This window comes from Permianibacter aggregans, assembly GCF_009756665.1.
GTDB lineage: Bacteria > Pseudomonadota > Gammaproteobacteria > Enterobacterales > Permianibacteraceae > Permianibacter > Permianibacter aggregans.
The window spans coordinates 436,643-461,062 of the sequence record NZ_CP037953.1 but is presented as its reverse complement, the minus strand read 5'-3'; the positions used below and the strand labels follow the sequence as shown (position 1 = coordinate 461,062).

Annotated in this window: 20 protein-coding genes, 3 tRNA genes and 1 pseudogene; 17 read left to right on the top strand and 7 right to left on the bottom strand. The window is 54.8% G+C overall.

What is annotated here, in order from left to right; genetic code table 11:
- Position 1 precedes the first annotated feature (1 nt).
- The 5 genes from E2H98_RS02125 (at position 2) to E2H98_RS02105 (ending at position 6,773) form a co-directional block, all read left to right on the top strand.
- Positions 2-646 (top strand): SPOR domain-containing protein, encoded by a 645-nt coding sequence (locus E2H98_RS02125; RefSeq protein ID WP_133592877.1) that lies wholly within the window; start codon positions 2-4, stop codon positions 644-646.
- 63 nt (positions 647-709) lie between these two features.
- Positions 710-1,195, top strand: coding sequence for a CvpA family protein (locus tag E2H98_RS02120; protein WP_157591213.1), 486 nt, complete (start codon positions 710-712; stop codon positions 1,193-1,195).
- A 3-nt stretch (positions 1,196-1,198) separates the two neighbouring features.
- Positions 1,199-2,719 (top strand): amidophosphoribosyltransferase, encoded by a 1,521-nt coding sequence (purF, locus tag E2H98_RS02115; protein WP_133592873.1) that lies wholly within the window; start codon positions 1,199-1,201, stop codon positions 2,717-2,719.
- A 130-nt stretch (positions 2,720-2,849) separates the two neighbouring features.
- On the top strand, positions 2,850-3,407 hold the full coding sequence (locus tag E2H98_RS02110) for a lysophospholipid acyltransferase family protein (protein ID WP_198325212.1): 558 nt from the start codon (positions 2,850-2,852) through the stop codon (positions 3,405-3,407).
- 117 nt (positions 3,408-3,524) lie between these two features.
- Complete coding sequence (locus E2H98_RS02105) at positions 3,525-6,773, top strand: two-component regulator propeller domain-containing protein (RefSeq protein WP_162848214.1); 3,249 nt, start codon at positions 3,525-3,527, stop codon at positions 6,771-6,773.
- A gap of 62 nt (positions 6,774-6,835) precedes the next feature.
- Here the strand turns inward: E2H98_RS02105 and E2H98_RS02100 are convergent, their stop codons facing one another.
- From E2H98_RS02100 to E2H98_RS02085, 4 genes are all read right to left on the bottom strand, one after another.
- Complete coding sequence (locus E2H98_RS02100; protein ID WP_133592869.1) at positions 6,836-7,477, bottom strand: hypothetical protein; 642 nt, start codon at positions 7,475-7,477, stop codon at positions 6,836-6,838.
- Between the two features lie 185 nt (positions 7,478-7,662).
- Complete coding sequence (locus E2H98_RS02095; RefSeq protein ID WP_133592867.1) at positions 7,663-9,051, bottom strand: sigma-54-dependent transcriptional regulator; 1,389 nt, start codon at positions 9,049-9,051, stop codon at positions 7,663-7,665.
- Entirely contained in the window at positions 9,048-10,280 is a 1,233-nt protein-coding gene (locus E2H98_RS02090) for a HAMP domain-containing sensor histidine kinase (protein WP_133592865.1), read from the bottom strand. The genes E2H98_RS02095 and E2H98_RS02090 overlap by 4 nt, the downstream gene beginning before the upstream one ends.
- Before the next feature lie 145 nt (positions 10,281-10,425).
- Positions 10,426-10,501 (bottom strand) — tRNA-Val (locus E2H98_RS02085).
- Between the two features lie 149 nt (positions 10,502-10,650).
- On the opposite strand from E2H98_RS02085, the gene gltX reads away from it, so the two are divergent.
- The 7 genes from gltX (at position 10,651) to E2H98_RS02050 (ending at position 15,419) form a co-directional block, all read left to right on the top strand.
- The gene (gene gltX, locus E2H98_RS02080; protein WP_133592863.1) at positions 10,651-12,057 is read left to right on the top strand and encodes a glutamate--tRNA ligase; all 1,407 of its coding nucleotides are present in this window, start codon (positions 10,651-10,653) and stop codon (positions 12,055-12,057) included.
- Between the two features lie 47 nt (positions 12,058-12,104).
- A tRNA-Ala gene (locus E2H98_RS02075) sits at positions 12,105-12,180 on the top strand.
- Positions 12,181-12,426: 246 nt separating this feature from the next.
- Positions 12,427-12,502 (top strand) — tRNA-Glu (locus tag E2H98_RS02070).
- Positions 12,503-12,830: 328 nt separating this feature from the next.
- Positions 12,831-13,208, top strand: a complete 378-nt coding sequence (locus E2H98_RS02065) for a VOC family protein (RefSeq protein ID WP_133592861.1) — start codon at positions 12,831-12,833, stop codon at positions 13,206-13,208.
- A 215-nt stretch (positions 13,209-13,423) separates the two neighbouring features.
- Entirely contained in the window at positions 13,424-13,867 is a 444-nt protein-coding gene (locus tag E2H98_RS02060) for an Rrf2 family transcriptional regulator (RefSeq protein ID WP_133592859.1), read from the top strand.
- A 9-nt stretch (positions 13,868-13,876) separates the two neighbouring features.
- Positions 13,877-15,025 (top strand): 4-phosphoerythronate dehydrogenase, encoded by a 1,149-nt coding sequence (locus E2H98_RS02055; protein ID WP_133592857.1) that lies wholly within the window; start codon positions 13,877-13,879, stop codon positions 15,023-15,025.
- Positions 15,026-15,047: 22 nt separating this feature from the next.
- Positions 15,048-15,419 carry a DUF1304 domain-containing protein gene (locus E2H98_RS02050; protein ID WP_232475448.1) on the top strand — a complete coding sequence of 124 codons (372 nt, stop codon included), beginning with the start codon at positions 15,048-15,050 and terminating at the stop codon, positions 15,417-15,419.
- Position 15,420: 1 nt separating this feature from the next.
- On the opposite strand, the gene E2H98_RS02045 is transcribed toward E2H98_RS02050, so the two are convergent.
- The gene (locus E2H98_RS02045; protein WP_133592855.1) at positions 15,421-17,625 is read right to left on the bottom strand and encodes a thiamine pyrophosphate-dependent enzyme; all 2,205 of its coding nucleotides are present in this window, start codon (positions 17,623-17,625) and stop codon (positions 15,421-15,423) included.
- 148 nt (positions 17,626-17,773) lie between these two features.
- Here E2H98_RS02045 and E2H98_RS02040 point away from each other — a divergent pair.
- The 5 genes and pseudogenes from E2H98_RS02040 to E2H98_RS02020 all read left to right on the top strand — a co-directional run.
- Positions 17,774-18,736, top strand: a pseudogene (locus tag E2H98_RS02040) (PLP-dependent cysteine synthase family protein); the annotation flags it as partial.
- Positions 18,737-18,758: 22 nt separating this feature from the next.
- Positions 18,759-19,394, top strand: coding sequence for a LysE family translocator (locus E2H98_RS02035; RefSeq protein ID WP_133592852.1), 636 nt, complete (start codon positions 18,759-18,761; stop codon positions 19,392-19,394).
- Positions 19,395-19,411: 17 nt separating this feature from the next.
- The gene (locus E2H98_RS02030) at positions 19,412-20,575 is read left to right on the top strand and encodes a cystathionine gamma-synthase (protein ID WP_133592850.1); all 1,164 of its coding nucleotides are present in this window, start codon (positions 19,412-19,414) and stop codon (positions 20,573-20,575) included.
- Positions 20,576-20,624: 49 nt separating this feature from the next.
- On the top strand, positions 20,625-20,864 hold the full coding sequence (locus tag E2H98_RS02025; protein ID WP_133592848.1) for a hypothetical protein: 240 nt from the start codon (positions 20,625-20,627) through the stop codon (positions 20,862-20,864).
- Between the two features lie 92 nt (positions 20,865-20,956).
- Entirely contained in the window at positions 20,957-21,448 is a 492-nt protein-coding gene (locus tag E2H98_RS02020) for a DUF1579 domain-containing protein (RefSeq protein WP_133592846.1), read from the top strand.
- Between the two features lie 48 nt (positions 21,449-21,496).
- On the opposite strand, the gene fdxA is transcribed toward E2H98_RS02020, so the two are convergent.
- Positions 21,497-21,820: a ferredoxin FdxA gene (gene fdxA, locus E2H98_RS02015; protein WP_133592844.1), complete on the bottom strand. Its 324-nt coding sequence runs from the start codon at positions 21,818-21,820 to the stop codon at positions 21,497-21,499.
- Between the two features lie 10 nt (positions 21,821-21,830).
- A complete protein-coding gene (gene mutS, locus E2H98_RS02010; RefSeq protein ID WP_133592842.1) occupies positions 21,831-24,368 on the bottom strand; it encodes a DNA mismatch repair protein MutS in 2,538 nt (845 codons plus the stop codon).
- Between the last annotated feature and the right edge of the window lie 52 nt (positions 24,369-24,420).

Here is a 24,420-nt window from a genome sequence, read left to right as displayed (position 1 = left end):
AGTGGAAATTCGATTGAAAGAGCGATTGGTTGGCGCCCTGGTTATCGTCGCCATTGCCGTTGTCGTGTTGCCATGGATTTTCGATGACGAAAAATCGCAGACGGATTTCCAGAGCCAGATTCCTGATGCACCACCGCTGCCGCCAAGCCGGGTGGTGGAGCTGGCGCAGCCGCGACCGCTCGATGAACAAACCTATGATGACACCGTGATTGCCGACAAAACCCAAGCCGGCGAAGCCGATGCTGTCGACCACATGGGCGAAGCCGGTGGCCGCGACAATACCGCGTCTGAACAAGCGATAGTCGAGCAAGTGACAGAGCAAGCGCCGGCTTCCACCGATACGAAAACGGCGGACAACAGCGCAAAGCCTGACAACACCGCAAAAACAGCGGCGATCAGCGGCGGCTTTGTCGTGCAGCTCGGCAGTTTCGGCAACAAGGCTAATGCCGGCCGATTGGTCAGCGACCTGAAAAGCAAGGGCCTGGCTGCCTATATGCGTGATGACAAATCCGTGAAACCGGCGGTGTACCGGGTGTTGGTCGGCCCAACACTGGAGCGTGAGCAAGCCGAGCAAATGCAGGCCAAGGCCAAGTCGCTATCGGGCCTCAATCCGATTGTCGTGACTTACGATCCGCTCAAGCATTGATGCTGCGCAGCGAAGGGCAATGGGGTACAATGCGCGCCCTAGCGGACCATCCAGGTTTTGATAGTGCAGTGGATTGATTGGGCGATATTGGCAGCAATTGCGATTTCCGCCTTGATCTCTCTTTGGCGAGGCTTTGTGCGTGAAGCCGTGTCGCTGGCTGGATGGGTCGTTGCCTTTTTTGTCGCGCGTTTTTTCCATCTGTCGCTGGCACCCTATTTCGCTGACACCATCGCCTCTGAAGCGCTGCGCCGGGCATTGGCCTGGCTGATCATTTTCTTTGTGGTGTTATTCATTTGTTATCTGATTGCCTGGGCCATGTCGTCGTTGATCGACAAGGCCGGCTTGTCGGCGCCTGATCGGGCACTTGGCATGGCTTTCGGATTTTTGCGCGGCGTCGCCGTGTGTGCTTTGCTGATCATTGTTGCCAAGACCTTCACCCGCTTTCCGGAGGAAGATTGGTGGCAGCGTTCGCAATTCGTAGCGCCCCTGGAAACCATGGGCGATTGGTTCTTGGATGCATGGAACGAGCAAGTCGCGGGAGTTCCCTAAGTCATGTGCGGTATCGTAGGTATAGTCGGTAAATATCCGGTCAATCAGAGCATTTATGATGGCCTGACGGTGTTGCAACATCGTGGTCAGGACGCGGCCGGCATTGTCACCGAAAGTGGCGGGCGGATGTTCTTGCGCAAGGCCAATGGCATGGTGCGCGATGTGTTCCGTCAGGAGCACATGGAGCGTTTGCAGGGCAATATCGGTATCGGCCACTGCCGTTACCCCACTGCCGGCAGCCCAAGCTCGGCGGAAGCGCAGCCGCTGTATGTCAATTCGCCATACGGCATCGTGCTGGCACATAACGGCAACCTGACCAATTCCGAACAACTGAAACGCGAATTGTTCGAAACCGATCGCCGCCATATCAACACCCGCTCCGACTCGGAAGTGTTGCTGAACGTGCTGGCGCATGAGCTGCAAGTGGAAAACACCCTGAAGCTGACGCCGGCCAATGTTTTCAATGCCGTCGCCCGCGTGCATAAACGCTGCAAAGGGGCGTATGCCGTGGTCGCGCTGATCACCGGTTTTGGTTTGCTGGCGTTCCGTGATCCGAACGGTATTCGTCCGGCCGTATTCGGTCAGCGTGAAACCGACAAAGGTATCGAATACATGGTCGCCTCCGAATCGGTGGCGCTGGATGTGCTCGGTTACACTCGGGTGCGTGATATTCACCCCGGTGAAGCGATTTATATCACTCACGACGGTGAGTTCCATCACCAACAGTGTGCGACCAATCCGGTGTATACACCGTGCATTTTCGAACACGTTTATCTGGCCCGTCCGGATTCGATCATGGACGATGTTTCGGTCTACAAAGCCCGTTTGCGTATGGGCGAAAAACTCGCCGCACAAATCCAGCGCGATTGGCCGGATCACGATATCGACGTCGTCATTCCGATTCCGGATACGTCAACAACGGCGGCGATGCAGCTTGCCAATGAGTTGGGTTTGAAGCTGCGCCACGGCTTCGTCAAGAACCGTTACATCGGCCGCACGTTCATCATGCCAGCCCAGCAGATGCGCAAGAAATCGGTGCGCAGCAAATTGAACGCGATCGATCTGGAGTTTGCCGGCAAGAATGTGTTGCTGGTAGACGATTCGATTGTGCGCGGCACCACCTCACAACAGATTATCCAGATGGCTCGCGATGCTGGCGCCACGAAAGTTTATTTCGCTTCGGCGGCGCCGCCGGTGCGTTATCCGAACGTTTACGGTATTGATATGCCGGCCGCCAGCGAACTGGTGGCCCATGGCCGTAGCGAGCAGGAGATATGCGCCGAGATTGGCGCCGACAAGCTGATTTACCAGTCACTGGATGATTTGATCGATTGTGCCCGCGAAGGTAACCCGCATATCAGTGAGTTTGATACCTCTGTTTTCAACGGTCATTACGTCACTGGCGATGTCGATGAGCAGTATCTGCAGGCGCTGGAAAATCAGCGCAGCGATTCGGCCAAATCTGGTGGAAAATCCTCATCGATGAACGATGCGGCGTTAATTGATCTGCAGAACGCTGATTGAAACCTGAAGTTCAACGGCACCCTGACGGGTGCCTCACCAATCACCACTGGCTGATGCACTGCCGCGTGTTGATTTTCAAGCCAACTTCTACACTGGCTCATGGACGAACGATAATTCTGAAAAAACGACCATGATGAAAACATTTTCTGCCTGGCTGCTGCGACGTTTCGGTTGGACGTTGGTGGGCGAACTGCCAGACGTGCAAAAGTGTGTGGTGATTTTCGCGCCGCATACCTCGAACTGGGACTTCATCACGATGTACCTGTTCAAAATGTCCACGGGCGCACGCGTCAATTTTCTCGGCAAGCACCAGATTTTCCGCTGGCCGTTCGGCTGGTTTTTCCGCGCGCTCGGTGGCATTCCGGTGGTTCGGCACGAAAAGCACAATGTCGTGCAAGCCTCGATCGCGACGTTCGCCGAACACGATCGGGTGTGGCTGGCGATGGCACCGGAAGGCACCCGCAGCAAGCTCGATCACTGGCGCACCGGTTTCTATCACATCGCCGTCGGTGCCGGGGTGCCGCTGCAATTGGCGTTTCTTGACACTACCACGCGCACACTTGGCCTAGGCCCACTGTTGCACCTGTCCGGTGATATCGAGCAGGATTTCGCCGCGTTGCGGGCGTTTTATCAGGACAAGAAAGGATTTCGTCCGGAGCTCGCCAGCGATATCCGTCCACGCCAATAAGCCCGTTCTGGCGACGGCTTACTGATTTTCCCGGCGCGTTTCGTTAGCATAGCGGTCGTTTTTTCTTCACTGGCCTGCCCGATGGATTGGTGCTGTTCTTTCCGCAATAGCTTGTCGATGCGTTGGCGACGTCGTGCGCTGACGTTAGTGCTGTCGCTATTCACTGTCGGTGTGCTGCTCGTCCCACCGGCTTCCGCCAACCAGTGTAATAGTGGACTGGCGCCGCATTTCCAACGTCTTTCCCTTGAACACGGTTTGTCGCAGAGCGTCGTTACGGCGATTACCGAGGACCGGCAGGGGTATTTGTGGTTCGGTACCCAGGAAGGCTTGAACCGCTATGACGGCACGGCTTTTCAAGTCATGCGCCGCGGCGAATCGCAAACCGGCAATGCGCTGCTCGATAATCAAATCAATGTGCTGGTTCATGGCCAGAACGGCACGGTCTGGATTGGCACGCCGCGTGGGCTTGCTGCCCGCAATGCCGACAATCCTTCGCTTTATCGTCCGGCCATCGCTGAGCCTTGGCAGAACGCTCATATCTTGAGTCTGATCACCGATGGTAGCAATCGCGTCTGGGTGGGAACGACGCGTGGCTTGTATGTGTTCGATCCGAAAGTGGGCACGACCATAGTGTGGGTCGGTGATGGCGGTAAACGTCTGGCCGATGAACATATCCGGGCGCTGGCCATTGATGATCATCACGTGCTGTGGCTGGCGACGGCGAAAGGCATCCATCGCATCAATCTGGCCAACGGTGAATGGTTCGATGGTGTGCTGTTACCGGAGGCCAATGTTTCAGCACTGGCGTTGAGGGACAATAAACGCATCATTGCTTCCAGTCAATTTGGCCTGTTTGAGAGCGCCATCGGCGCCGATGCTCGTTTCGAGAAATGGTCATTGCCGTTGCCGAGCAGCAAAGTGCAGGCGATGCTCGAAGATCATGATCAGCGTTTGTGGATTGCCACCGACAACGGTGTGCTGATTGTTGAGGAAGACGATGTCTGCTTGTTGACCCGCGATGCCACCAATAGCGCGTCGCTGAGCGCATCCGATGTCATGAGTCTGCATATCGATTCCCAGGGCATTATCTGGCTCGGCACTTATGCTGGTGGCGTTAGTTTCTGGGACACGCGCAACGCCCGTTTTCGTCAGCATCTGGCGCCTTGGCGCTTGCCGAAAACCGTGCACAGCAACACCGTGCTGGCGGTATTGCGCGACAGTCATAATGACTTGTGGTTTGGTCTCGCCGGCAGTGGCCTGGTGCGCAAGCGTGGCCGCGAGCTGGCGCATTTTCCGCTACCTGGCATCGATAACAACGGATTGAATGCCACGGTCACCGCCTTGTTGGAAGACAAGGATGGCGCGCTCTGGGTTGGCGTGTTTGGTGAAGGTCTGTTGCGACTCGATCCAAACCGGCGTCAGGCGCAACAATTTCTGCCGCAACCGGATGACATCAACACGTTGAGCAATCCGTATATCCGCACCTTGTATGAAGATCATAGCGGCCAATTATGGGTGGGCACCGAAGCCGGACTGGATCGCTTGATCGAAGAAGCGCCAGGGCGTTATCGCTTTCAACGCTTCGGCGCGATGCTGCCATTACCGTATCAAACGATCAGCACCGAAGTGGTCGGCATTACCGAAGATTATTCTGGCCAGTTGTGGATTGGCGGTCAGGGCGGCGTGGTCCGCATCGCCACCGATCGCGAACAGATGACGCTATATCAACACGAAAAAAATAATCCGTCATCGTTGTCGAGCACGGCCGTTACCGCGATACGTCTGAGCAGCAATGGTGATGTCTGGGTCGGCACCCAGGAAGGCTTCAATATATTTCGTCGCAGCCTGCAAGGTGATTACCTGATTGCTCGCCATACCCGCGTCAACAATCTGCCAATGGGGTCGGTCTACGGCATTTTGCCCGGCAGTGATGGTGATGTCTGGTTGGCGACAGCGACCGGATTATTGCGCCAGAACAGCGAAAAAAATTATCTGGTGCAATACCGATCCAGCAATGGTTTGCCGACCGATGAATTCAATCAGGGAGCGGCATTTTTGAGTGCCGACGGCGAATTATTGTTTGGCTCGATCAATGGCGCCGTCAGTTTTCATCCGCGCCGCATGGCGCCGCCACGCGCCAACGCGCCGGTGGTGTTGACCGGTATTCGGCAATACGATCAGGCGCTGCCTTTGCCGATTGGTAGTTCGGAGCGGGCAACCATTGCTGTCGATGCCGATGTGCGAGTGTTGTCATTCGATTATTCGGTGCTCGACTATTCCGAACCGTCACGCAATCAGCTGCGTTATCGTGTGGCTGGTCTGCATGATCAATGGATTAATCTGGTTCGCTCCAACACGGTGACACTCAGCGGTCTGGAACCGGGGCGTTATCGGCTGGAAGTGCAGGGCGCGCCGGCCAAAGGGGTCTGGTCAGCGCAAACCCATTTCACCGATATCACCGTGCGCTCGCCGTTCTGGTCGGTACACATGAGTTATGGTGTCGCCATTGCATCGATCGTCGTGCTCGGCGGTATGCTGTGGCTCAGTTACTGGCGCATCAATCGCCACGCCTTACGTAAAGCGCGAGAGCAGGCCAGCACGGCCCAGCAACAAACCACGATGTTGGTACAGCAAAGCGAAACCTTGCAGCGTAGCCAGCAACTGCAGATCGATGCCATGCAGCAACAGGAACAAGAACTGACCGAGTTGCGCCAGCGTTTGCTCGATGCCCAACAGCACGATGCACTGACCGGTTTGCCTTCACGCCGCTTCGCGTTACCGTTGTTCACTGAGTTGGCGTTGACCAGCCGGCAACGCGGTTTGATGCTGGTCGATATTGATGGCCTTTCTGTGCTCAATGAACTGCACGGTCTGCTCGGCGGCGATCGCATTCTGATGCAATTTGCCGAGTTGCTGACCGCTGCCTGTCGAGATGATGATCAAGTACTGCGTTGGCATGGCGGCACCTTTTTGCTGGTTTGCCATGTCGAATCGATCAACGAAGTAAAAATGCTCTGCGAACGAATTAAAGCTCGGGTACTGCAGCATGCTTTTATGCTTTCTGATCGCAAGACCGTCGATTTGACCTGCTCGATTGGTTTTGCCACGTGGCCGCTCTGCATGAATGACAGCGAGCCCGGTGACTGGCAAAACTCGATCACGATGGCCGAAGAAGCCTTATTCCTTGCCAAACATTTCGGACGCAATTGCTGGTTCGGATTCTATGTCGAGGAAGGCGGCTCGTTGACGGCGCGGATGCAAACCCAGCGTCAGATGATTCGGGAAGGGGTAGAGCAGGAGTGGTTGTCGATTGCCAGTTCGATTACCTTGCCGGTGGATTTTCTCAGCATCTGGCCTCGACGCTGAACTGAGCGGTAGCTGTTCAGCCAATCGCCGAAGATGTAACGTCTTCGGCGATTGCCAAGTGGTTACTTCTCCACTTTCTTTTTAATGATTTTCACTTCTTTCTTTTCACCGGGCTCGGCGAACTCTTCTTCTATTTCGATCTCACCATCAAGGTCGCTGTCAATCCTGATGATTTTCTCAACATGGGCACCTTTGGGCGCTTCACCTCTATGCATGCGCAGCACACGATGTTCACCATGGATGAAGTTGACGGGCGCTTCAATGCCGGCGGCTTTGATCGCCTGTTCAATTTTTTGCTCTTGTTCCGGCGTCAGCTTTTTGCCGGTGATGATGATGCTCTCACTGTCGCCATGACCAACATGTGGAGCAAAGCGGGCCGACATCGGGCCATCGGTGCGTGGTAGCTGCACTTCCTTGCCATCAATATCAACAACAATCTTGTCGCCACGGCGATGCAGTTGAATATCCTTGCCGGCCTTGGTCGTCACCGTGCGTGACTCGCCTTCTTTCAATTCGAGCAATTCAAACTGATGCGTGGCGCCATCGACGGTCAAGTCGACATTGGCCGGTGATTTATCTTCTTTGTTGATGTACACCTTGACCTGACGATGCTCAGCTTTCGGCGCACTGGCATCAGCGGTCGCGCAACCATTGGCGGCCAGCAGGATCAGTGTTCCGTAAATCAGTGCGTGCAGACGTTGCATAATATGCTCCAGTATTGGTTGAGAAAATCATGCGCGTTAACCGGCGCATGTGTCCAGCCCTATCAGCAAGCCTTGTGCCAGCGCCAAAGGCCGGTGTTTTTGCTCGCTGCTGATGTCATTCTCTCGATGAAATTTCCCGATTTCGGAAAACGATTTCCTCATTTCAGGAAATATTCCGTCCGGACTCATTGCTCATCGGACTTTTCGGCCGGGATCAACTGGTGTTTTTCCAGTCGGTAGATAAAGGTCTTGTAACTGAGACTTAGCAGACGCGCTGCCTTGGTACGATTGTAATCGGCCTGCTCCAGTGCCTGTTTCAGCAGGCTGCGCTCATGTTGTTCCCAATCGATACCAACGGCCGGTAACTGATAGTCGAGCGATATGCTGTTCTGCTGGTCAAGCTGCAAGTACTGTTCGAGTGCGGACGCGTCGACTCGATGACCATCGTGCAACAGCAGCAAGCGCTCCATGACATTGCGCAGCTCGCGAACGTTGCCGACAAACGGATGCTGAGCCAATCGCTTGATGGCATCGGGTAACAGTACTGGCGCCGGTATTTGATGTTTGTCCGCGAAGGTTTTCAGAAAATGGCGGGCCAGCAATAAAATATCTTCCTGACGTTCGCGCAAGGCCGGTAAGCGAATCGGCACGATATTCAAGCGGTAAAACAAATCGGCGCGGAATCGCCCTTGTGTTACTTCTTCCTGCAAATCGCGATTGGTCGCGGCAATCACCCGAATATCGGCGCGACACTCCTTGTTGCTACCCAATGCTTGATAACTGGATTCCTGAAGCAAGCGCAGCAGTTTCGGTTGCAGGCTCAATGGCAGTTCACCGATCTCATCGAGGAACAGCGTGCCGCCTTCAGCGGCGCTGACTTTACCCGGCAGTTTGCGATCGGCGCCGGTAAAAGCGCCTTTTTCGCTGCCAAACAATTCCGCTTCGAACAGCGTTTCCGGAATCGCTGCGCAATTGAGCACGGCAAACGGATTATCCCGTCGTGCAGAAAGCTGATGAATGGCGCGTGCGGCCAGCTCCTTGCCGGTTCCGGATTCACCGTTCAGGAGCACCGTGGCGCTGCTGCGGGCAATTCGGTCCAGGCGCTGATAGAGTTGCTGCATGCTTGGCGCCGCGCCAATCAAATCGACCAATTGATGGCGTTGACTGATATCGGCATGCAGGCGTGAGTTTTCCTGCTGCAATTGCCGGTGTTGCAGGCTGCGCGCCAAAGCGAACAGTAATTGCTGTTTGTTGAATGGTTTGATCAGGTAATCATCAAGACCAATTCGCAAGCATTGCATCGCGTGGCTGACATCACCGTAGGCGGTCATCAGAATGAAGGCACAGTCTTGTTTGTGCTGAATCTGTTCGCGAAAAAACGCCAGGCCGTCGCCGGTTTGCAGTTTCCAGTCACTTAAAATCAAATCGTAAACCTGTTTTGCCAGACAGTCGCTGGCCTGTTGCAAATCGGCGCAGGCATCAACCCGATAATCGGCCAGTGTCAGCAATTCCTGCAGTAACTGGCGTTGATCGCTTTCGTCTTCTATCAGCAACAGGCGAGGGCCGGTGGTCATGTACTGCTCCGGGATTTCAGCGTCAGAATGGCGGTAGTGCCGCGTTCAGCATTATTGACGATTTCCAGCTCGCCATCATAGAGCCCGCGCGCCATGCGCCGACTCAAATACAAACCCATACCGGCGCCTTGTGCTTTGCTGGTGTTGTGTGGTTCAAACAATCGCTCGTGAATGGCTGGCTCAATGCCTTTGCCTTGATCACGAATGGTCACTCGTAAAAGGTCGTCTTTGCTGTCCAGTGAGATATCGATTGGCGCATCGGCATCACTGGCTTCGACGGCATTGCTCAGTAGTACCGAAAACAGATTGATCACTTCTTTCGGTCGACAGTGCAGCGCTGGCAGGTTTTCCGAAATCTGCAAACGAAAGCGGTCTGCTTCAATGCCGGTTGCCGCGATGGCCTGTTGCAGCAAGGTCTGCGGTTCATGTGCCTCGGTTTGATCGTGCTGGGCAAGGCCGGCGTCGAGCATTGCCTTGACCCAGTGATCGATATGGGCGATTTGGCGCTGACAAACTTGATGCAGACGCTGCCGACGATCATCCGCCAAATTCGTTTCAGTCAGTTCATCAGTGGCCAGACCCAGTGCGTTCAATGGGTTGCGCAAGGCATGGGCGAAGCTACGGGCGATATCAACGAACTCCTGCAGGTTTTTTGTTTGCCGATGCTTTTCGTTTTCTTCCGCCAAGGTTTGCAGCTGACTCGACATGGCGTTGAATGCCCGGTGGGTTTGCGTCAGCTCGGTGATGAAATGCTGGCTCGGTTCGATTTGCGCGCCCAATTCACCGCGCGCGACGTCGGCAGCACGACTGCGCAAGCGTTGCAAAGGACGGGTAATGCCATGCGTGAGCAAAGCCAGCACGATTAACGCGGCGAACATCAACGACATGGTCCAGAGATTGCGCTGGCGAGTACTTTGATCCAGCAGTTGTTGCACGGCCTGATCATCGATGCGGATATCGGTGACTGTTTCCGCACTGGCAATACGCAATACCTGACCACGCTGATCAGCAATCAAATGCATTTCCAGTGCAGGACTTGCCAGCCCGTATGGTTCCAGCACCGGGTTGAATAGCACGGCTTCCAGGGTATCGCGAGTCACCAAAAAACTGGTGCGCGCCAACGCCGCAGCCAGTTGCTGTGATTGCTGTTGGTGTTGCCACCATTGCAGGCCCATCAGCAAACTTAACAAGGCGGCCATGATCAGAAACAGCGCGCTGCGCATCGACATGGTTCTGAACTCCGTGATTGACGACGAATAACGTGCGGCATGGCCAGCTTACAGCAAGAGCTGTGCCGGTAAAGATTGGGCGGGAAGGGGCGCGGTAAATTGGCGGCAATAAAAAAGCCGGAACATTGTCCGGCTTTCTTTGATTTGGTGGGCGCTGACGGGCTCGAACCGCCGACCCCCTCCGTGTAAAGGAGATGCTCTACCAACTGAGCTAAGCGCCCTGCGTACTGCGACGTCTTGCGACATTCCCGATGCAGGTATCGGGAGGCGCGCATAATAGGGAGTCTACCTTGAGCGGTCAAGTGCCCGGCGAAAAAAAGCCGTGGCGCTGTTACAATACGCGCCCTTTGCCAGCAGACCCCAGAACAACATGACCGTCCGTACTCGTTTTGCTCCCAGTCCCACCGGTTACCTGCACGTCGGCGGCGCCCGCACGGCGCTGTACAGCTATTTGTACGCCAAACACACCGGCGGCAACTACGTGCTGCGTATCGAGGACACCGATCTGGAGCGCTCGACCGAGTCGGCCGTCAAAGCGATTTTCGAGGGATTGGAATGGCTGGGGCTGAAAGAGGATGAAGGTCCGTTTTTCCAGACCCAGCGTTTTCCGCGTTATTTTGAAGTGATCAAACAGATGCTGGAGCAGGGCACGGCGTATCGTTGCTACTGCAGCAAGGAGCGCATCGACAACCTGCGTGCCGAACAGGAAACGCGCAAGGAAAAGCCGCGTTACGATGGCAAATGCCGGCACCTGACAGATCAGGATATCAGTCAGCCGCACGTCATCCGCTTCCGCAATCCGGACGAAGGCAGCGTCGTTTGGGACGATTTGATCCTCGATCGCATCGAAATCGCCAACAGCGAATTGGATGACTTTGTCATCGCCCGCACCGATGGCTCGCCGATGTACAACTTCTGCGTCGTAGTCGACGATTTGGACATGCGCATCACCCATGTCGTGCGCGGCAACGATCACGTTTCCAACACGCCGAAGCAAATCAATTTGCTGCGGGCGCTGAATGCGCCGGTGCCGCAGTATGGGCATTTGCCGATGATTCTCGGTTCTGATGGCCAAAAACTGAGCAAGCGCCACGGCGCTGTCAGCGTCATTCAATATCGCGACGAAGGCTTCCTGCCGCAGGCGTTGCTGAACTATCTGGTGCGCCTTGGCTGGTCGCATGGCGATCAGGAAATTTTCAGTATGGAAGAAATGATCGAGCTGTTTGATCTGAACAAGGTCAATAAATCTGCGGCGGCATTCGACCCGAAAAAGCTGCTGTGGCTCAATCATCACTACATCAAGACGCTGCCGGCCGAAGAAGTGGCGCAGCACCTCGAGTGGCACATGGCCGATCAAAGCATTCACACCGGCGACGGCCCGGCTTTGGCCGATGTCGTCCGTGCCCAGGCAGAACGCTGTGACAACTTGCGCACGATGGCCAGCGCCAGCCGCTATTTCTATCAGGATGTCGACCAGTACGACGAAGCGGCGGTCGCGAAACAATTCAACGCGACGTCGAAAGCGGCGTTGGCGGGCTTGTTGCCAAAATTAGAGGCACTTTCCGATTGGAATGCGGCCGCCATTCATGGCGCCATGGACGCTGTATGTCAGGAGCAGAGTATTGGTTTCGGCAAAATCGGCCCGGCCTTGCGCATCGCGCTGACCGGCGCCATGGCATCACCATCAATTGACCTGACGGCAGAATTGATCGGCCGCGAACGGGTAATCGAGCGGGTGCAAAACGCGCTGAAATTCATCGCTGAAAAAGGCATTTAAATCGGTTGACAGGCTCGCATGGCACTCTTAGAATGCGCGCCTCTTTCGGGGCTATAGCTCAGTTGGTAGAGCGCTTGCATGGCATGCAAGAGGTCAGCGGTTCGACCCCGCTTAGCTCCACCAGTTTTGGTGGTTTTTGTTTCAGACGGTTCAGTCCCCATCGTCTAGAGGCCTAGGACATCGCCCTTTCACGGCGGTAACCGGGGTTTGACAAATCGGCAGGATTGCCGATTTGGACAACGCGAAAGCGTTGCCCGAAGGGCGAGCGACAGGACGTCGCGAGTCAATCCCCGTGATTGATGAAGAGCGAATTTGCGATAGCAAATTCAACCTTGAGATGAGAACACAAGATTTGCGGTAGACGGTTCAGTCCCCATCGTCTAGAGGCCTAGGACATCGCCCTTTCACGGCGGTAACCGGGGTTCGAATCCCCGTGGGGACGCCAAATAAAAAAGCCCGGTGCGCAAGCTTCGGGCTTTTTTATTTGGTGCTTCGCGCAGCGAAGTTCGAAGCCCGGAGGGGTTTGATTAAAACGGCAGGAAGCCGTTTTGGACAGCGCGTTGCGCTGCCTGTAGGGCGAATCACAGGGAGGTGAGGAGTCTATCCCCGTGGGGACGCCAATAAGCAAGCCCGGTACGCAAGCTCCGGGCTTTTTATTTCCCATCCATTCCTACGCCAGTTGGTCATCCAATCGCATCCTCGCTGGACAAGCCATAGCCGCTGACCTTAACTTGGCGCATCGTTCCGGAAAATTCTGAGAGCAGGAGAGAACCATGGCGGAAGGACTCAGCACACTTCGGCAAATTTCCTATGTCGTCAACGATGTGCAGCGCATGAGCGAATATTTCGAGAATACGCTACGCATCAAAAAACTGTTCGATGCACCCGGCATGAGCTTTTTTGATTTGGGTGGTGTGCGTCTGATGATGACCTTGCCAGCCGATAACAATGCTCATCTGGGCAATTCCGTGTTGTATTTCGCCGCGACCGATATTGATGCGTCGGTGGCGGCATTGAAATTGGCGGGGGTGGTATTTGAGCGCGAGCCATTCATGGTGGCCAGACTGCCCGATCATGAATTCTGGTTGGCGTTTTTCCGCGACCCGGAGAACAATTTGCTGGCACTTTCCTGCGAAAAGCCCTTAAGTTGAGCCGTCTGACAGAATTCCTTAATGCAGGCAATCCACATATGCGCCGAACGCCGAAAAGCTGGTCAATGTCGATAGTCACCGTCCCGGTCGCTAAGCGCGGTTACCAATAAATATCGACTCATTCATGGATTTGGCGCAATCTACTAAGATATATTTCTTGTACATTTAATGTGCCTTTTGCAGCTAGAGCGGCGCTGCCGCGTAGGATTGTCATCATGCGATTAACGGTTTACACCGACTATTCCTTGCGCCTGCTGATGTACATCGCCATGCATCAGGGCAAGCTCTGCACCATCGAGGAAGTGTCCAAGGCCTATAACATCTCCAAAAACCACTTGATGAAAGTGGCGCACGAACTCGGGTTGAAAGGATTCATCGAAGCGGTGCGTGGTCGTGGTGGTGGATTGCGGCTGGCGAAACCGGCGAGTGAAATCCGCGTTGGCGATGTTGTGCGCATGACTGAGCCGGATTTCACGTTGGTCGAATGTTTTGATCATCAGAAAAATCGCTGCGTGATTACCCCGGCGTGTCGGCTGATTTCGGTTATCGCTGAAGCGGAACGAGCTTTTCTGTTAAGTTTGAATCGCTACACCATCGCTGAAATGGTCGTTGAGCCAGAAAAACTCAAACGCCTGCTGATTCCAACGCTCGAGGTCTAAAACCCTTACATGCGCATTCTCGCCGACGAGAACATGCCGCTGGTGCGTGAGCTGTTCGAGGCCCATGGTGATATCGAACTTCGTCCAGGCCGTCAGATTCGCGCCGAACATTTGCATGACAAAGAGGTGTTATTGGTTCGCTCGGTTACCCGAGTCGATGCCGAACTGCTTTCTGAATCCGCACTGAAATTTGTCGGTTCGGCCACCATCGGTAATGACCACATTGATCGTCACTTATTGCAGCAGCGGGGTATCGCTTTTGCCAATGCGCCGGGCTGTAATGCCAATGCGGTGGCCGAATACGTCATCGCCTGCCTCGATGAAATGCAGCGACGCGGTGTGTTCAATCCTGATCAGCATGCCATCGCGATTATTGGCTATGGCAATGTCGGTAAGCGCCTGGCGCAAAAACTATTGGCGTTGGGCTGGTCTTTTGTTGTCCATGACCCACCGTTGCTCGCTACGGGCTTCACGGATGCAAGCGTAAGATTCGTCAACAAAGCCGAAGCCTTACAAGCGCAGGTCGTCAGCTTGCATATTCCTTTGCAGAAACAGGAGCCGTGGTCGACCCGGCACTGGATCGGTGAAGCCGAATTACGCGATGGCAAATTTCATCTGTTGCTGAATACCTGTCGCGGCCCTGTTGTCGATAATCAGGCGCTATTGCAGTGGTTGCATGCATCGAGTCAGCATCAAGCGGTGCTCGATGTATGGGAACATGAGCCGAATGTCGATGCGGACTTGTTGGCGAAAGTGGCGATTGCCACGCCGCATATTGCTGGTTACAGCCTTGAAGGCAAGACCAATGGCAGCTTCGCCGTGTATCAAGCGTTCTGCAAGCATTTTGCACTGAGTGCGGATATTCCTGAACATTTGCAGCTTCCCGTACCCGCACGTTTTGCATTGCCGGCAACTGCGGTATCCGCATCACAAATCAATCAACAGTTGCTTGGATTTCTGCGCGAGCTTTATCTGCCAACGCAGGATGATCGCCGGATGCGCGAGGCGTTGACCACTGCCGATGATGTTGCCGTGGCATTCGATTTGCTGCGCAAACAGTATCCGGTTCGGCGAGAACTATACTCTGCGGTAATTGAGGCAAGCGCGGCGATCTGTGCGTGCTATGCAAACATGGCGAGCATGCTGCCGCGAGTCTGAGCTTTTCATCAAGGAGTGAACCATGGACAACCTGCCAATGGTGCAAATCATGATCGGTCTGGTCATTCTGGTGGCTGTGTTGCATGTGGGGTTCATGCTGCTGGAAATGGTGTTCTGGAGCAAACCACTCGGCCGAAAGATCTTTCGCATCGACGAGGATTTCGCCAAAAAATCCAAAGGCCTGGCGTTGAATCAGGGGCTCTACAACGGATTTCTGGTTGCCGGTTTACTTTGGGGCTTGGTGCAGCAGGAGAGCGGTCGCTATACGCTGGTCTTTTTTCTTGGCTGCATCATCATCGCCGGTATCGTCGGTGCGCTGACGGTCAGCAAGCGCATATTTTTCTTGCAAGCGCTGCCGGCGTTACTGGCGATGATCGCGTTATTGTCGATTTGATCTATTTTTTCAGCAGATCCAATCCCGCCTGAACAATATCCTGGGTAGAAGGCAGCAGGTACTGCCATGAATTCCCGGTGGTAATGAAGCTGTCTTTGCCGGTAATGCGCGCCAGCTTGGGTAATTGTTCGCAGCGCTCAACGAGGTGAGTGATGATTTCTTCCGAGACCGAGCCGGTCTTGCGGCACTCATCCACGACCAACACATGCTTGAAGCCTTTGACGGCAGCGATGATGGCTTCAACATTCAGCGGTGCCAGCCAGCGTAGATCCAGTACCGTAACTCGGGTGTTGTGCTGTTCACGCAGAATCTTTTCGGCCTGATGACAGAGGTAGTTACCATTGCCGTAGCTAATCAACAGCAAGTCCTTGCCATCGAAATGTTTGCCGGGTTCGCCGAACGCAATCGGTTCGGCTTGTTCTGGATAGGCGAAGGCCCAGCCGTTGTCGCCCTTCTCATGAAGATCCTTGACGTGATACAGCGCGATGGGTTCAAGAAAAACGATGACTCGTTTCTGTTCTTCGGCCAGCCGTGCGCATTCTTTTAACATCAATGCGGCATCGTGTCCGTTGGACGGAATCGCCAAAATGACGCCGGGAATTTCGCGCAAGAATGCAAACGCGTTGTCGTTATGGAAATGGCCGCCAAAGCCTTTTTGATAAGCTAGGCCGGCAACACGGACGATCATCGGGTTGCTGTATTGGCCACTGCTGAAGAACGACAGGGTTGCCGCTTCGCCACGAATCTGATCTTCAGCGTTGTGGGTATAGGCAAGAAACTGAATTTCTGGCACCGGTAACAAACCAAGATGACCGTAACCAATGGCAGCGCCCAGGATCGAGGTTTCCTCGAGCAGGGTATCGAACACCCGTTGCTCGCTGAATCGCGATTGAATGTCGGCCGTGACGCGATAAACGCCGCCTTTCTTACCGACATCTTCACCGAACAGGACCATGTTCGGGTATTGCTTCATCAGCTCGCTCAAGCTGAAGTTGATCAAATTGGCCAGCGAGCGTTTTTCTTTTAATTGTGGCAGCGCCTTGCCAAACACCTCGGTTTTTTGATCGACGGTTAACTGGGCGGGTGCAGGTTTGTTCGGCCGTTTCGGCGCGACCGATGCCATGATGTCATCGGCATTGTCGAGTTTCGGTGTCGCCAAGGCTTTTTCTGCTGCTTGTTCAACCTGAGCGCGCAGGCTTTCATAGGCCTCGGTAATTTCTGCCGAGGTCATGAAGCCTTCTTCAATGGCGATTCTCGCTGTGTGCAGCAATGGATCTTGAGCTTCGGTCGCTTCAATCTTGCTCTGGGCGTGATACTGGCTTTCGGTGTCGTTGCCGGCGTGACCCATCAGGCGAATGGTTTCGACATGCAAAAACACCGGGCGACGTTCGGCTCGCGCAATTTCTTCGGCCTCTAGTGCTGCCAGATAAACATCCGGTAAATGCAAACCGGAGCAAGCAACATAGGCAATGCCGGTGCGTCGCTCCATCGTACTGCGCACCCAGCCATGTGGCGTTGAAACGGAAATGCCAATGCCGTTGTCTTCGCAAATAAACACCAGCGGCATGTCATGGCCTTTGTGGTGCCAATATTCGGCGGTGTTGAAGGCTGCTTGCGAAGAGGCGTGGTTATACGAGGCGTCACCGAATGACGTCAGGATAACGCTGTCGTCAGGTATCGGTAGGGTATGGCCAATGCGTTTGGCCAGGCCAAGTCCGTGGGCGGCACCGACAGCTTTTGGTAAATGAGACGCGATGGTTGAGGTTTGTGGCGGCACCCAAAGCGGAACCGAGCCGAACACTTTGTGGCGACCTTGTGAAATCGGATCGAGCTTGCTGCAGACAAACGACAGCATTTGTTCGCGTACGACATCAATTTCCGGCAGATGTTTACTGCGCTGAACCATGAATGCGCCGCTACGGTAATGCAGGAACGCCATGTCGGTGTGACGAAACACTTTGGCGACAGCGGCATTGCCTTCGTGGCCGCTGGAACCAATGGTGTAAAAACCGAGGCCTTGATCTTTCAGAATCCGCGCGCGCAAATCGAGATGACGTGACAGCATTTGCGAACGGAATAATTCGATAAATGCGTCCTGGTCGAGGCCGGCGGCCTTGGCCGTGATTCGGCGAACTGCTCGCGGAAATTCCTGGCGTTGAACTTTGGCGGTAAAATTTTCGTCAACAACTTTGGCGCGGTCTAACATGATTCCCTTATGTTTTGGCTTTCTGGATGGCTATTTGTCGCTGGTTCTGGTTCGAGTATACCGTGACGCTTCAGACGAACGGGTTGGGCCAGTTCGCTTTGTGGTAGATTAGCGCGCTTTTCCATTCCCCCATTTGATCGAGGTAGTAATGAGCGTCACTCGCAATGTTCTGGAGATGATTGGCAACACGCCGATGACAGCATTCAGCAAGCTGGATACCGGCGTTTGTCAGTTGTTTGGCAAGCTGGAACTGATGAATCCGGGTGGCTCGATCAAAGACCGTATTGCGCTGTATATGATTGAAGCGGCCGAGCAGGCTGGCCATATCAAGCCGGGCGATACCCTCGTCGAAGCGACGGCTGGCAATACTGGCCTCGGACTCGCGCTGGTGGCCGCGCAAAAAGGCTACAAAATGCTGATTGTCATGCCCGATAAAATGAGCATGGAAAAGGAATACAACCTGCGCGCGATGGGCGCCGAAGTCATTCGCACCCGCTCTGATGTCATGAAAGGCCATCCGGAGTATTACCAGGATGTCGCCGCTCGTTTGGCGCGCGAGAAAAACTTTTTCTTCATCAATCAGTTTGCCAATCCGGCCAACGTCAAAGCCCATTTTGAGACCACCGGTCCGGAAATCTGGGAACAGATGGAAGGCAAGATCGACGCCATTGTGTTGGGCGTCGGTTCCGGTGGCACGTTGTCCGGTGTCGGTAAATACCTGAAAGAAAAAAATCCGAATATTGATATCGTGCTGGCCGATCCAAAAGGTTCGATTCTCGACTTGTATCACCGCACTGGTGAGTTCAAAGAAGCTGGCTCCTGGATTGTCGAAGGCATTGGCGAGGATTTCATTCCGTCTATTTGCAATATGGAGTTGGTGACCAAGTCTTACGAAATCCCGGATGATGAAGCAGTGAAGGTGATTCGTGAACTGCTGCGCGTCGAAGGCATCATGGGCGGTAGCTCCACCGGCACCTTACTGGCTGCCGCGCTGCGCTACTGCCGCGAACAAACTGCGCCGAAACGCGTCGTGACATTTGTCTGCGATACCGGCACCCGTTATGTATCGAAGATCTACAACGATACCTGGTGCCAGGAAAAAGGCCTGATTTAATCCCCGGAGCCTGGCCAACGTGCAACAGTGGTTGAGCGCTTACGGCAACGAATTTGCGTTGCTGGCGATGGCACACGCCATCGCCGTGGTCAGCCCCGGTCCGGATTTTCTGGTTACTTTGCGGCAAGCCATTCAGCAAGGTAAATCGGCCGCGCTGTGGACCGCCTGTGGTATTGGCTTCGGCATTCTGGTGCATGTTGCTTACGTGATTCTCGGTGTCGCGGTTTTGCTGCGCGATTATCCGCAAATCATGCTGGGGTTTCGCATCGTTGGCGCTGGCTATTTGCTCTGGTTGGCCTGGCAGTGTTTGCGATCTTCGCAGGTGCAGCGGTTTCATATCAATGAAGAAGTCGTTGCGACGCATACGCCATGGCAAGCGTGGCGCTTGGGGTTTCTGACCAACGCATTGAATCCGAAAGCGACGATGTTTTTTCTGGCGCTGTATATCAACATCATCAGCATTACCACGCCGGTAATGGTGCAGATTGGTTACGGCATCTGGATGGGGCTGGTTACCGGTGGCTGGTTTGCGCTGGTCGGCGCGTTCATGGTGCGCGCGCCGGTACGATTGAAGTTTCTGAAAATGGGGCCTTGGGTGGATCGCATTCTCGGCGCATTATTGGTTCTGATTGCCGTGCGACTGCTCTGGCAATAGCAAAGAGGTGATTGAACATGACTAGCAATAAAAAACTCGGGTTTGGCACGCAAGTCATTCACGGCGGCCAGAGCATTGAGCCGGTGACCGGTGCAGTGATGCCGCCGGTGTTTTTCACCTCAACCTATGCGCAAAAAAGCCCCGGTGAGCACAGCGGCTTTGAATACTCGCGCACCCAGAATCCCACCCGCTTTGCTTACGAACGCTGCGTCGCCGTGTTGGAAAATGGCGCGCGTGGATTCGCTTTTGCCTCCGGCATGGCGGCAACGGCAACGGCGCTGGAGTTACTCGATCAAGGCGAGCACCTGATCGTTATGGACGATGTTTACGGCGGTACTTTCCGACTGGTCGACAAAGTGCGCAAGCGCTCGATGGGTCTCGATTATTCGATGGTCGATCTGACCGATTTGAATGCGTTCAAAGCCGCGATCAAACCGAACACGCGCATGGTCTGGATTGAAACTCCGACCAATCCGATGCTGAAAGTCTGTGATATCGCCGCGATTGCCGCCGAAGCAAAAAAACACGATATGTTTGTTGTCGTCGATAACACCTTTGCGACGCCATTCAACCAGCGGCCGGTTGAACTCGGCGCCGACATCGTCATGCACTCGGCGACCAAATACATGAATGGCCACTCCGACATGGTAGGCGGCCTGCTGGTGGCGGCGACGGAAGAACTCGGCGAAAAGCTGGCCTTTTTGCAGAACAGTATCGGTGCCGTTGCCGGCCCGATGGACAGCTACATGGCGCTACGCGGTCTGAAAACCCTGGCATTGCGTATGCGTCAGCACAACGCTTCCGCTATGGAACTGGCGCAGTGGCTGGAGAAACATCCGAAAATTGAAAAAGTGGTCTATCCCGGTCTTGAATCGCATCCGCAACATACCGTCGCGAAAAAACAAATGAGCGGATTCGGCGGCATGATCACGGTGTTCCTCAAAGGCGGTTTAGCGGAAGCCAAACGCTTCCTGGAATCGATTGAAATCTTCACGCTGGCCGAAAGTCTCGGCGGTGTCGAAAGCCTGATTGAGCATCCAGCCATCATGACTCACGCGTCAGTGCCGGCAGAATCGCGCGCCAAGCTGGGTATTCATGACAACCTCGTGCGCATCTCGGTGGGTATCGAAGAAACAAAAGATTTGCAACAAGCCCTGGCTGATGCCTTGGCGGCAATGTAAGGATTCGTGACTCATCACGGATCAGGGAAGGGCTCACTGAGGTTAAAAAATGGAAAAGGAAAAGCGCGATTATCTGGAACTGACTTATCGCTCGATCAATTGCTTTGCCAACGATGGCAAACTGGATGTCCATGAGTTGGACCGCTTGATTGCCATTGCGATGAAAGATGGCGTCATCGATGCCAACGAAAAACGCGTATTGGAAAACATCATCGGACGCTTGACGCCATCGGAGTTGTCGGCGGAGATGAGCCAGAAAGTCAATGCGCTTAGAGCACAGATGAGTTAAATGCAGTAAATGAATTGAAAGATTCCCGCCGAATGGCGGGATTTTTTTTCGGTACAATGTATGGGAATGACTCTTACCAAGGATGTACAGCAATGTTGCAACAGCTTGAGCCGAATGCGCCGACGGATTTTGATTTTGTTCTCGGCAAGTGGCAGGTCAGACACCGGCGCTTGAAAGAGCGCTTGAACCAATGTGATGAATGGGATGAATTCATTGGCTATTCCAGTACACAAAAGGTGTTGGGTGGCTTTGGCAATATCGAAGACAACCAGTTGTTTTTCCCTGAACAAACCTTTCGTGCCATCGCCGTTCGTTCATACGATGCCAGCACAGGCAATTGGTCGATCTGGTGGTTGGACGGAAGATTTCCCGGTGCGATTGATGTGCCGGTGAAAGGGCAGTTCAAGGATGGCGTTGGCACGTTCTACGCCGATGACACGTTTGCCGGCAAGCCAATTAAAGTGCGCTTTCTGTGGTCTCAGCCTTCACCTAATCGGCCGCGCTGGGAGCAGGCGTTTTCGGTTGATGGCGGCAAGACCTGGGAAACGAACTGGACGATGGACTTTTTGCCGGACAATAATTGAGTGTCAATAAAAAATCCCGCCGACTGGCGGGATTTTTTATTGCAGCACTTATCGCTCCAAATATTGCAACTTATTCGGCACACCATCCCATTCTTTGGCGTCGGCCGGTGCTTCTTTCCATTTATTGATATTCGGCCATTGCTGTGAGAGTTCGGCGTTCAGTGCGATGAACTGCTTTTGATCGTCCGGCACTTCATTCTCTTCGAAAATGGCATTGGCCGGACACTCCGGTTCGCACAGACCGCAATCAATGCATTCGTCCGGATTGATCGCGAGGAAATTCGGACCTTCGTAAAAACAGTCGACCGGGCAGACTTCGACGCAATCGGTGTACTTACAGCGAATACAGTTGTCGGTGACGACAAAGGTCATGATCGGTTCCTTAATTTCGCAGTGACTTCAATTGGTATAGCAAATCCAGCGCTTCGCGCGGTGTGATGCGATCGGTATCGATGGCATCGAGCATTGCCAATGCTGGATCCTGAATCCGTTGTGTTGACGCGCCAGCCACCGGCGTCAGCGTTTCCAGCTGGCCCAAGTGCGCTCGTGCCAGCGCAATGACGCTGGCTGGCAAACCGGCCAGTTGCGCCACATGAATACCGTAGCTTTTGCTGGCCGCACCGGCTTCGATACGATGCAGAAAGACAATGGTATCACCGTGCTCGGTGGCGCTGACGTGGCGGTTAACCATGCCGGCCATTTTATCCGGCAAACGGGTCAGCTCAAAATAATGGGTGGCGAACAACGTCAGCGCTTGCAGTCGCTGGTGAATATGCTCGACGCAGGCCCATGCCAGCGCCAGGCCGTCATAGGTGCTGGTGCCACGGCCGATTTCATCGAGCAGGATCAAGCTGCGCGGTGTCGCGTGGTGCAAGATATTCGCCGTTTCGTTCATCTCGACCATGAACGTCGAAGCGCCGCCAGCGACATCATCGGAAGCGCCAATGCGGGTGAAAATCCGATCGACAATGCCGATCTCGGCCGCTTCGGCCGGCACAAACGAGCCAACATGAGCGAGCAGGCAGATCAGCGCCGTTTGCCGCATATACGTGGATTTGCCGCCCATGTTCGGGCCGGTGATGATTTGTGTGCGTTGCTCAGGATTGAGCTCAACGTCGTTGGCTATGAATGGCTCGCTGGCAAATACTTCAACGACCGGATGGCGGCCATTGCGAATGCGAATACCGCTGTCGTCACGAATGTGCGGCCGGCGGTAATGCAGCGTCTCGGCTCGCTCCGCCAGATTGACCAGCACATCGAGCACCGACAGGCTTTCGGCGCAGGCTTGCAGCGCGCTGATATCGGCGCGTAGCGTATCGAGAACGGCTTCATAAAGCTGCTTTTCCAGCATCAGCGCCCGGGCACTGCCTTTCAACACCCGTTCTTCCTGGGCTGTCAGCGCCTCGGTGACAAAGCGTTCGCTGTTTTTCAGTGTTTGCCGGCGGACATAGTGGGCGGGCGCCAGATGGGCTTGGCCACGGGAGATTTCCAGGAAAAAGCCGTGGATTTTGTTGAAGCCGGCGCGCAGTGTGCTGATCTGGGTTTTGGTTTTTTCTTCGGCTTCGATGCGAGCGAGGAAACCATCGACACCTTCGGAAAGCTCACGCAGTTCATCGAGCTCGCTGTGGTAGCCGGGTGCTATGACACCGCCGTCGCGGACCAGTGCCGGTGGTTCATCGACAATAGCTTTCTGTAGCAGCGCCAAATGTTCGGGGAATGCTTTCAGGCCAGTCGTCAGCGTTTGCAGCGCTGGACTGCCGATCTTTTCAACGCGAGCAATCATTGCTGGCAGCTGGGCAAAGGCCTGACGCAAGCGCACCAGATCGCGCGGCCTGGCATTACCGAGCGCAACCCGGGCGAGCACCCGCTCCATGTCACCGACGGCGCGCAGCGCTTTTTGCCAGTCAGTGAGTGGTGATTGCTCGATCAGGGCGGCAATCGCCTGCAAGCGCTGTTCAATCGCTGTTCGTACGGCCAGCGGCCGGTGCAGCCAGCGTTTCAGCAGGCGCGAACCCATTGGCGTCGCGGTGTTGTCTAGCACTCGGAACAGCGTGTGTTCATCTCCGCCACGGATATTCGAGGAAATTTCCAGATTGCGCCGAGTCGCCGGGTCGAGCTGCATCGCATCGTGCAGCAGTTCCAATTGCGGCGCTTTCAGGTGTGGAATTGCCGAGCGCTGAGTGTCTCGCACGTACTGCAATAGCGCGGCGGCGGCGCCGATGCCGCCATCAATGCCATTGAGGCCGAAGCCATCGAGGCTTTTCACCTGAAAATGACGCTGCAATTGTTCGACGCCGCTGGCCGTTTCAAATTGCCAGGTCGGGCACAGGCGCTGGGCGCCAATATTGGGCAATTCCAGTTCGCTCAGCGCGTCGTCGAGCAGCACTTCGGCCGGCTGCAGGCGGTGCAGTTCGGCGCAGAGTTCGGGCAGCGATTTCGGCTCGTTTAATGAAAATCGGCCACTTGCCAATTCCAGGCTTGCTACGCCAAAGTGGTCAGACCTTCGCGTTATCGCTAGAATCAGGTTATCGCGCTTTTCGTCGAGCAGATCTTCGTCGGAAAGCGTGCCGGGTGTGACGATACGCACGACGTCGCGCTCGACCGGACCTTTGCTGGTCGCCGGGTCACCAAGCTGCTCGCAGAGCGCGACGGTGAACCCCATCTTCACCAGCTTGGCGAGGTAGGGCTCCATCGCGTGCCATGGCACCCCGGCCATCGGAATCGGTTCGCCGGCCGACTGGCCGCGCTTGGTCAGTGTAATGTCGAGCGCCTGGGCGGCGGTTTGCGCATCGTCGTAGAACAGCTCATAGAAATCGCCCATGCGGTAGAACAGCAGGTGCGATGGATGAGCCGCCTTGATGCGCAAATATTGCTGCATCATCGGCGTGTGGTGGCTTAAGTCGAGTTCGGCAGTTTTCATGCCGCGCATTCTATCGGTAGTGGCGAGCAAGCTCTAGCACTACCATGATTGG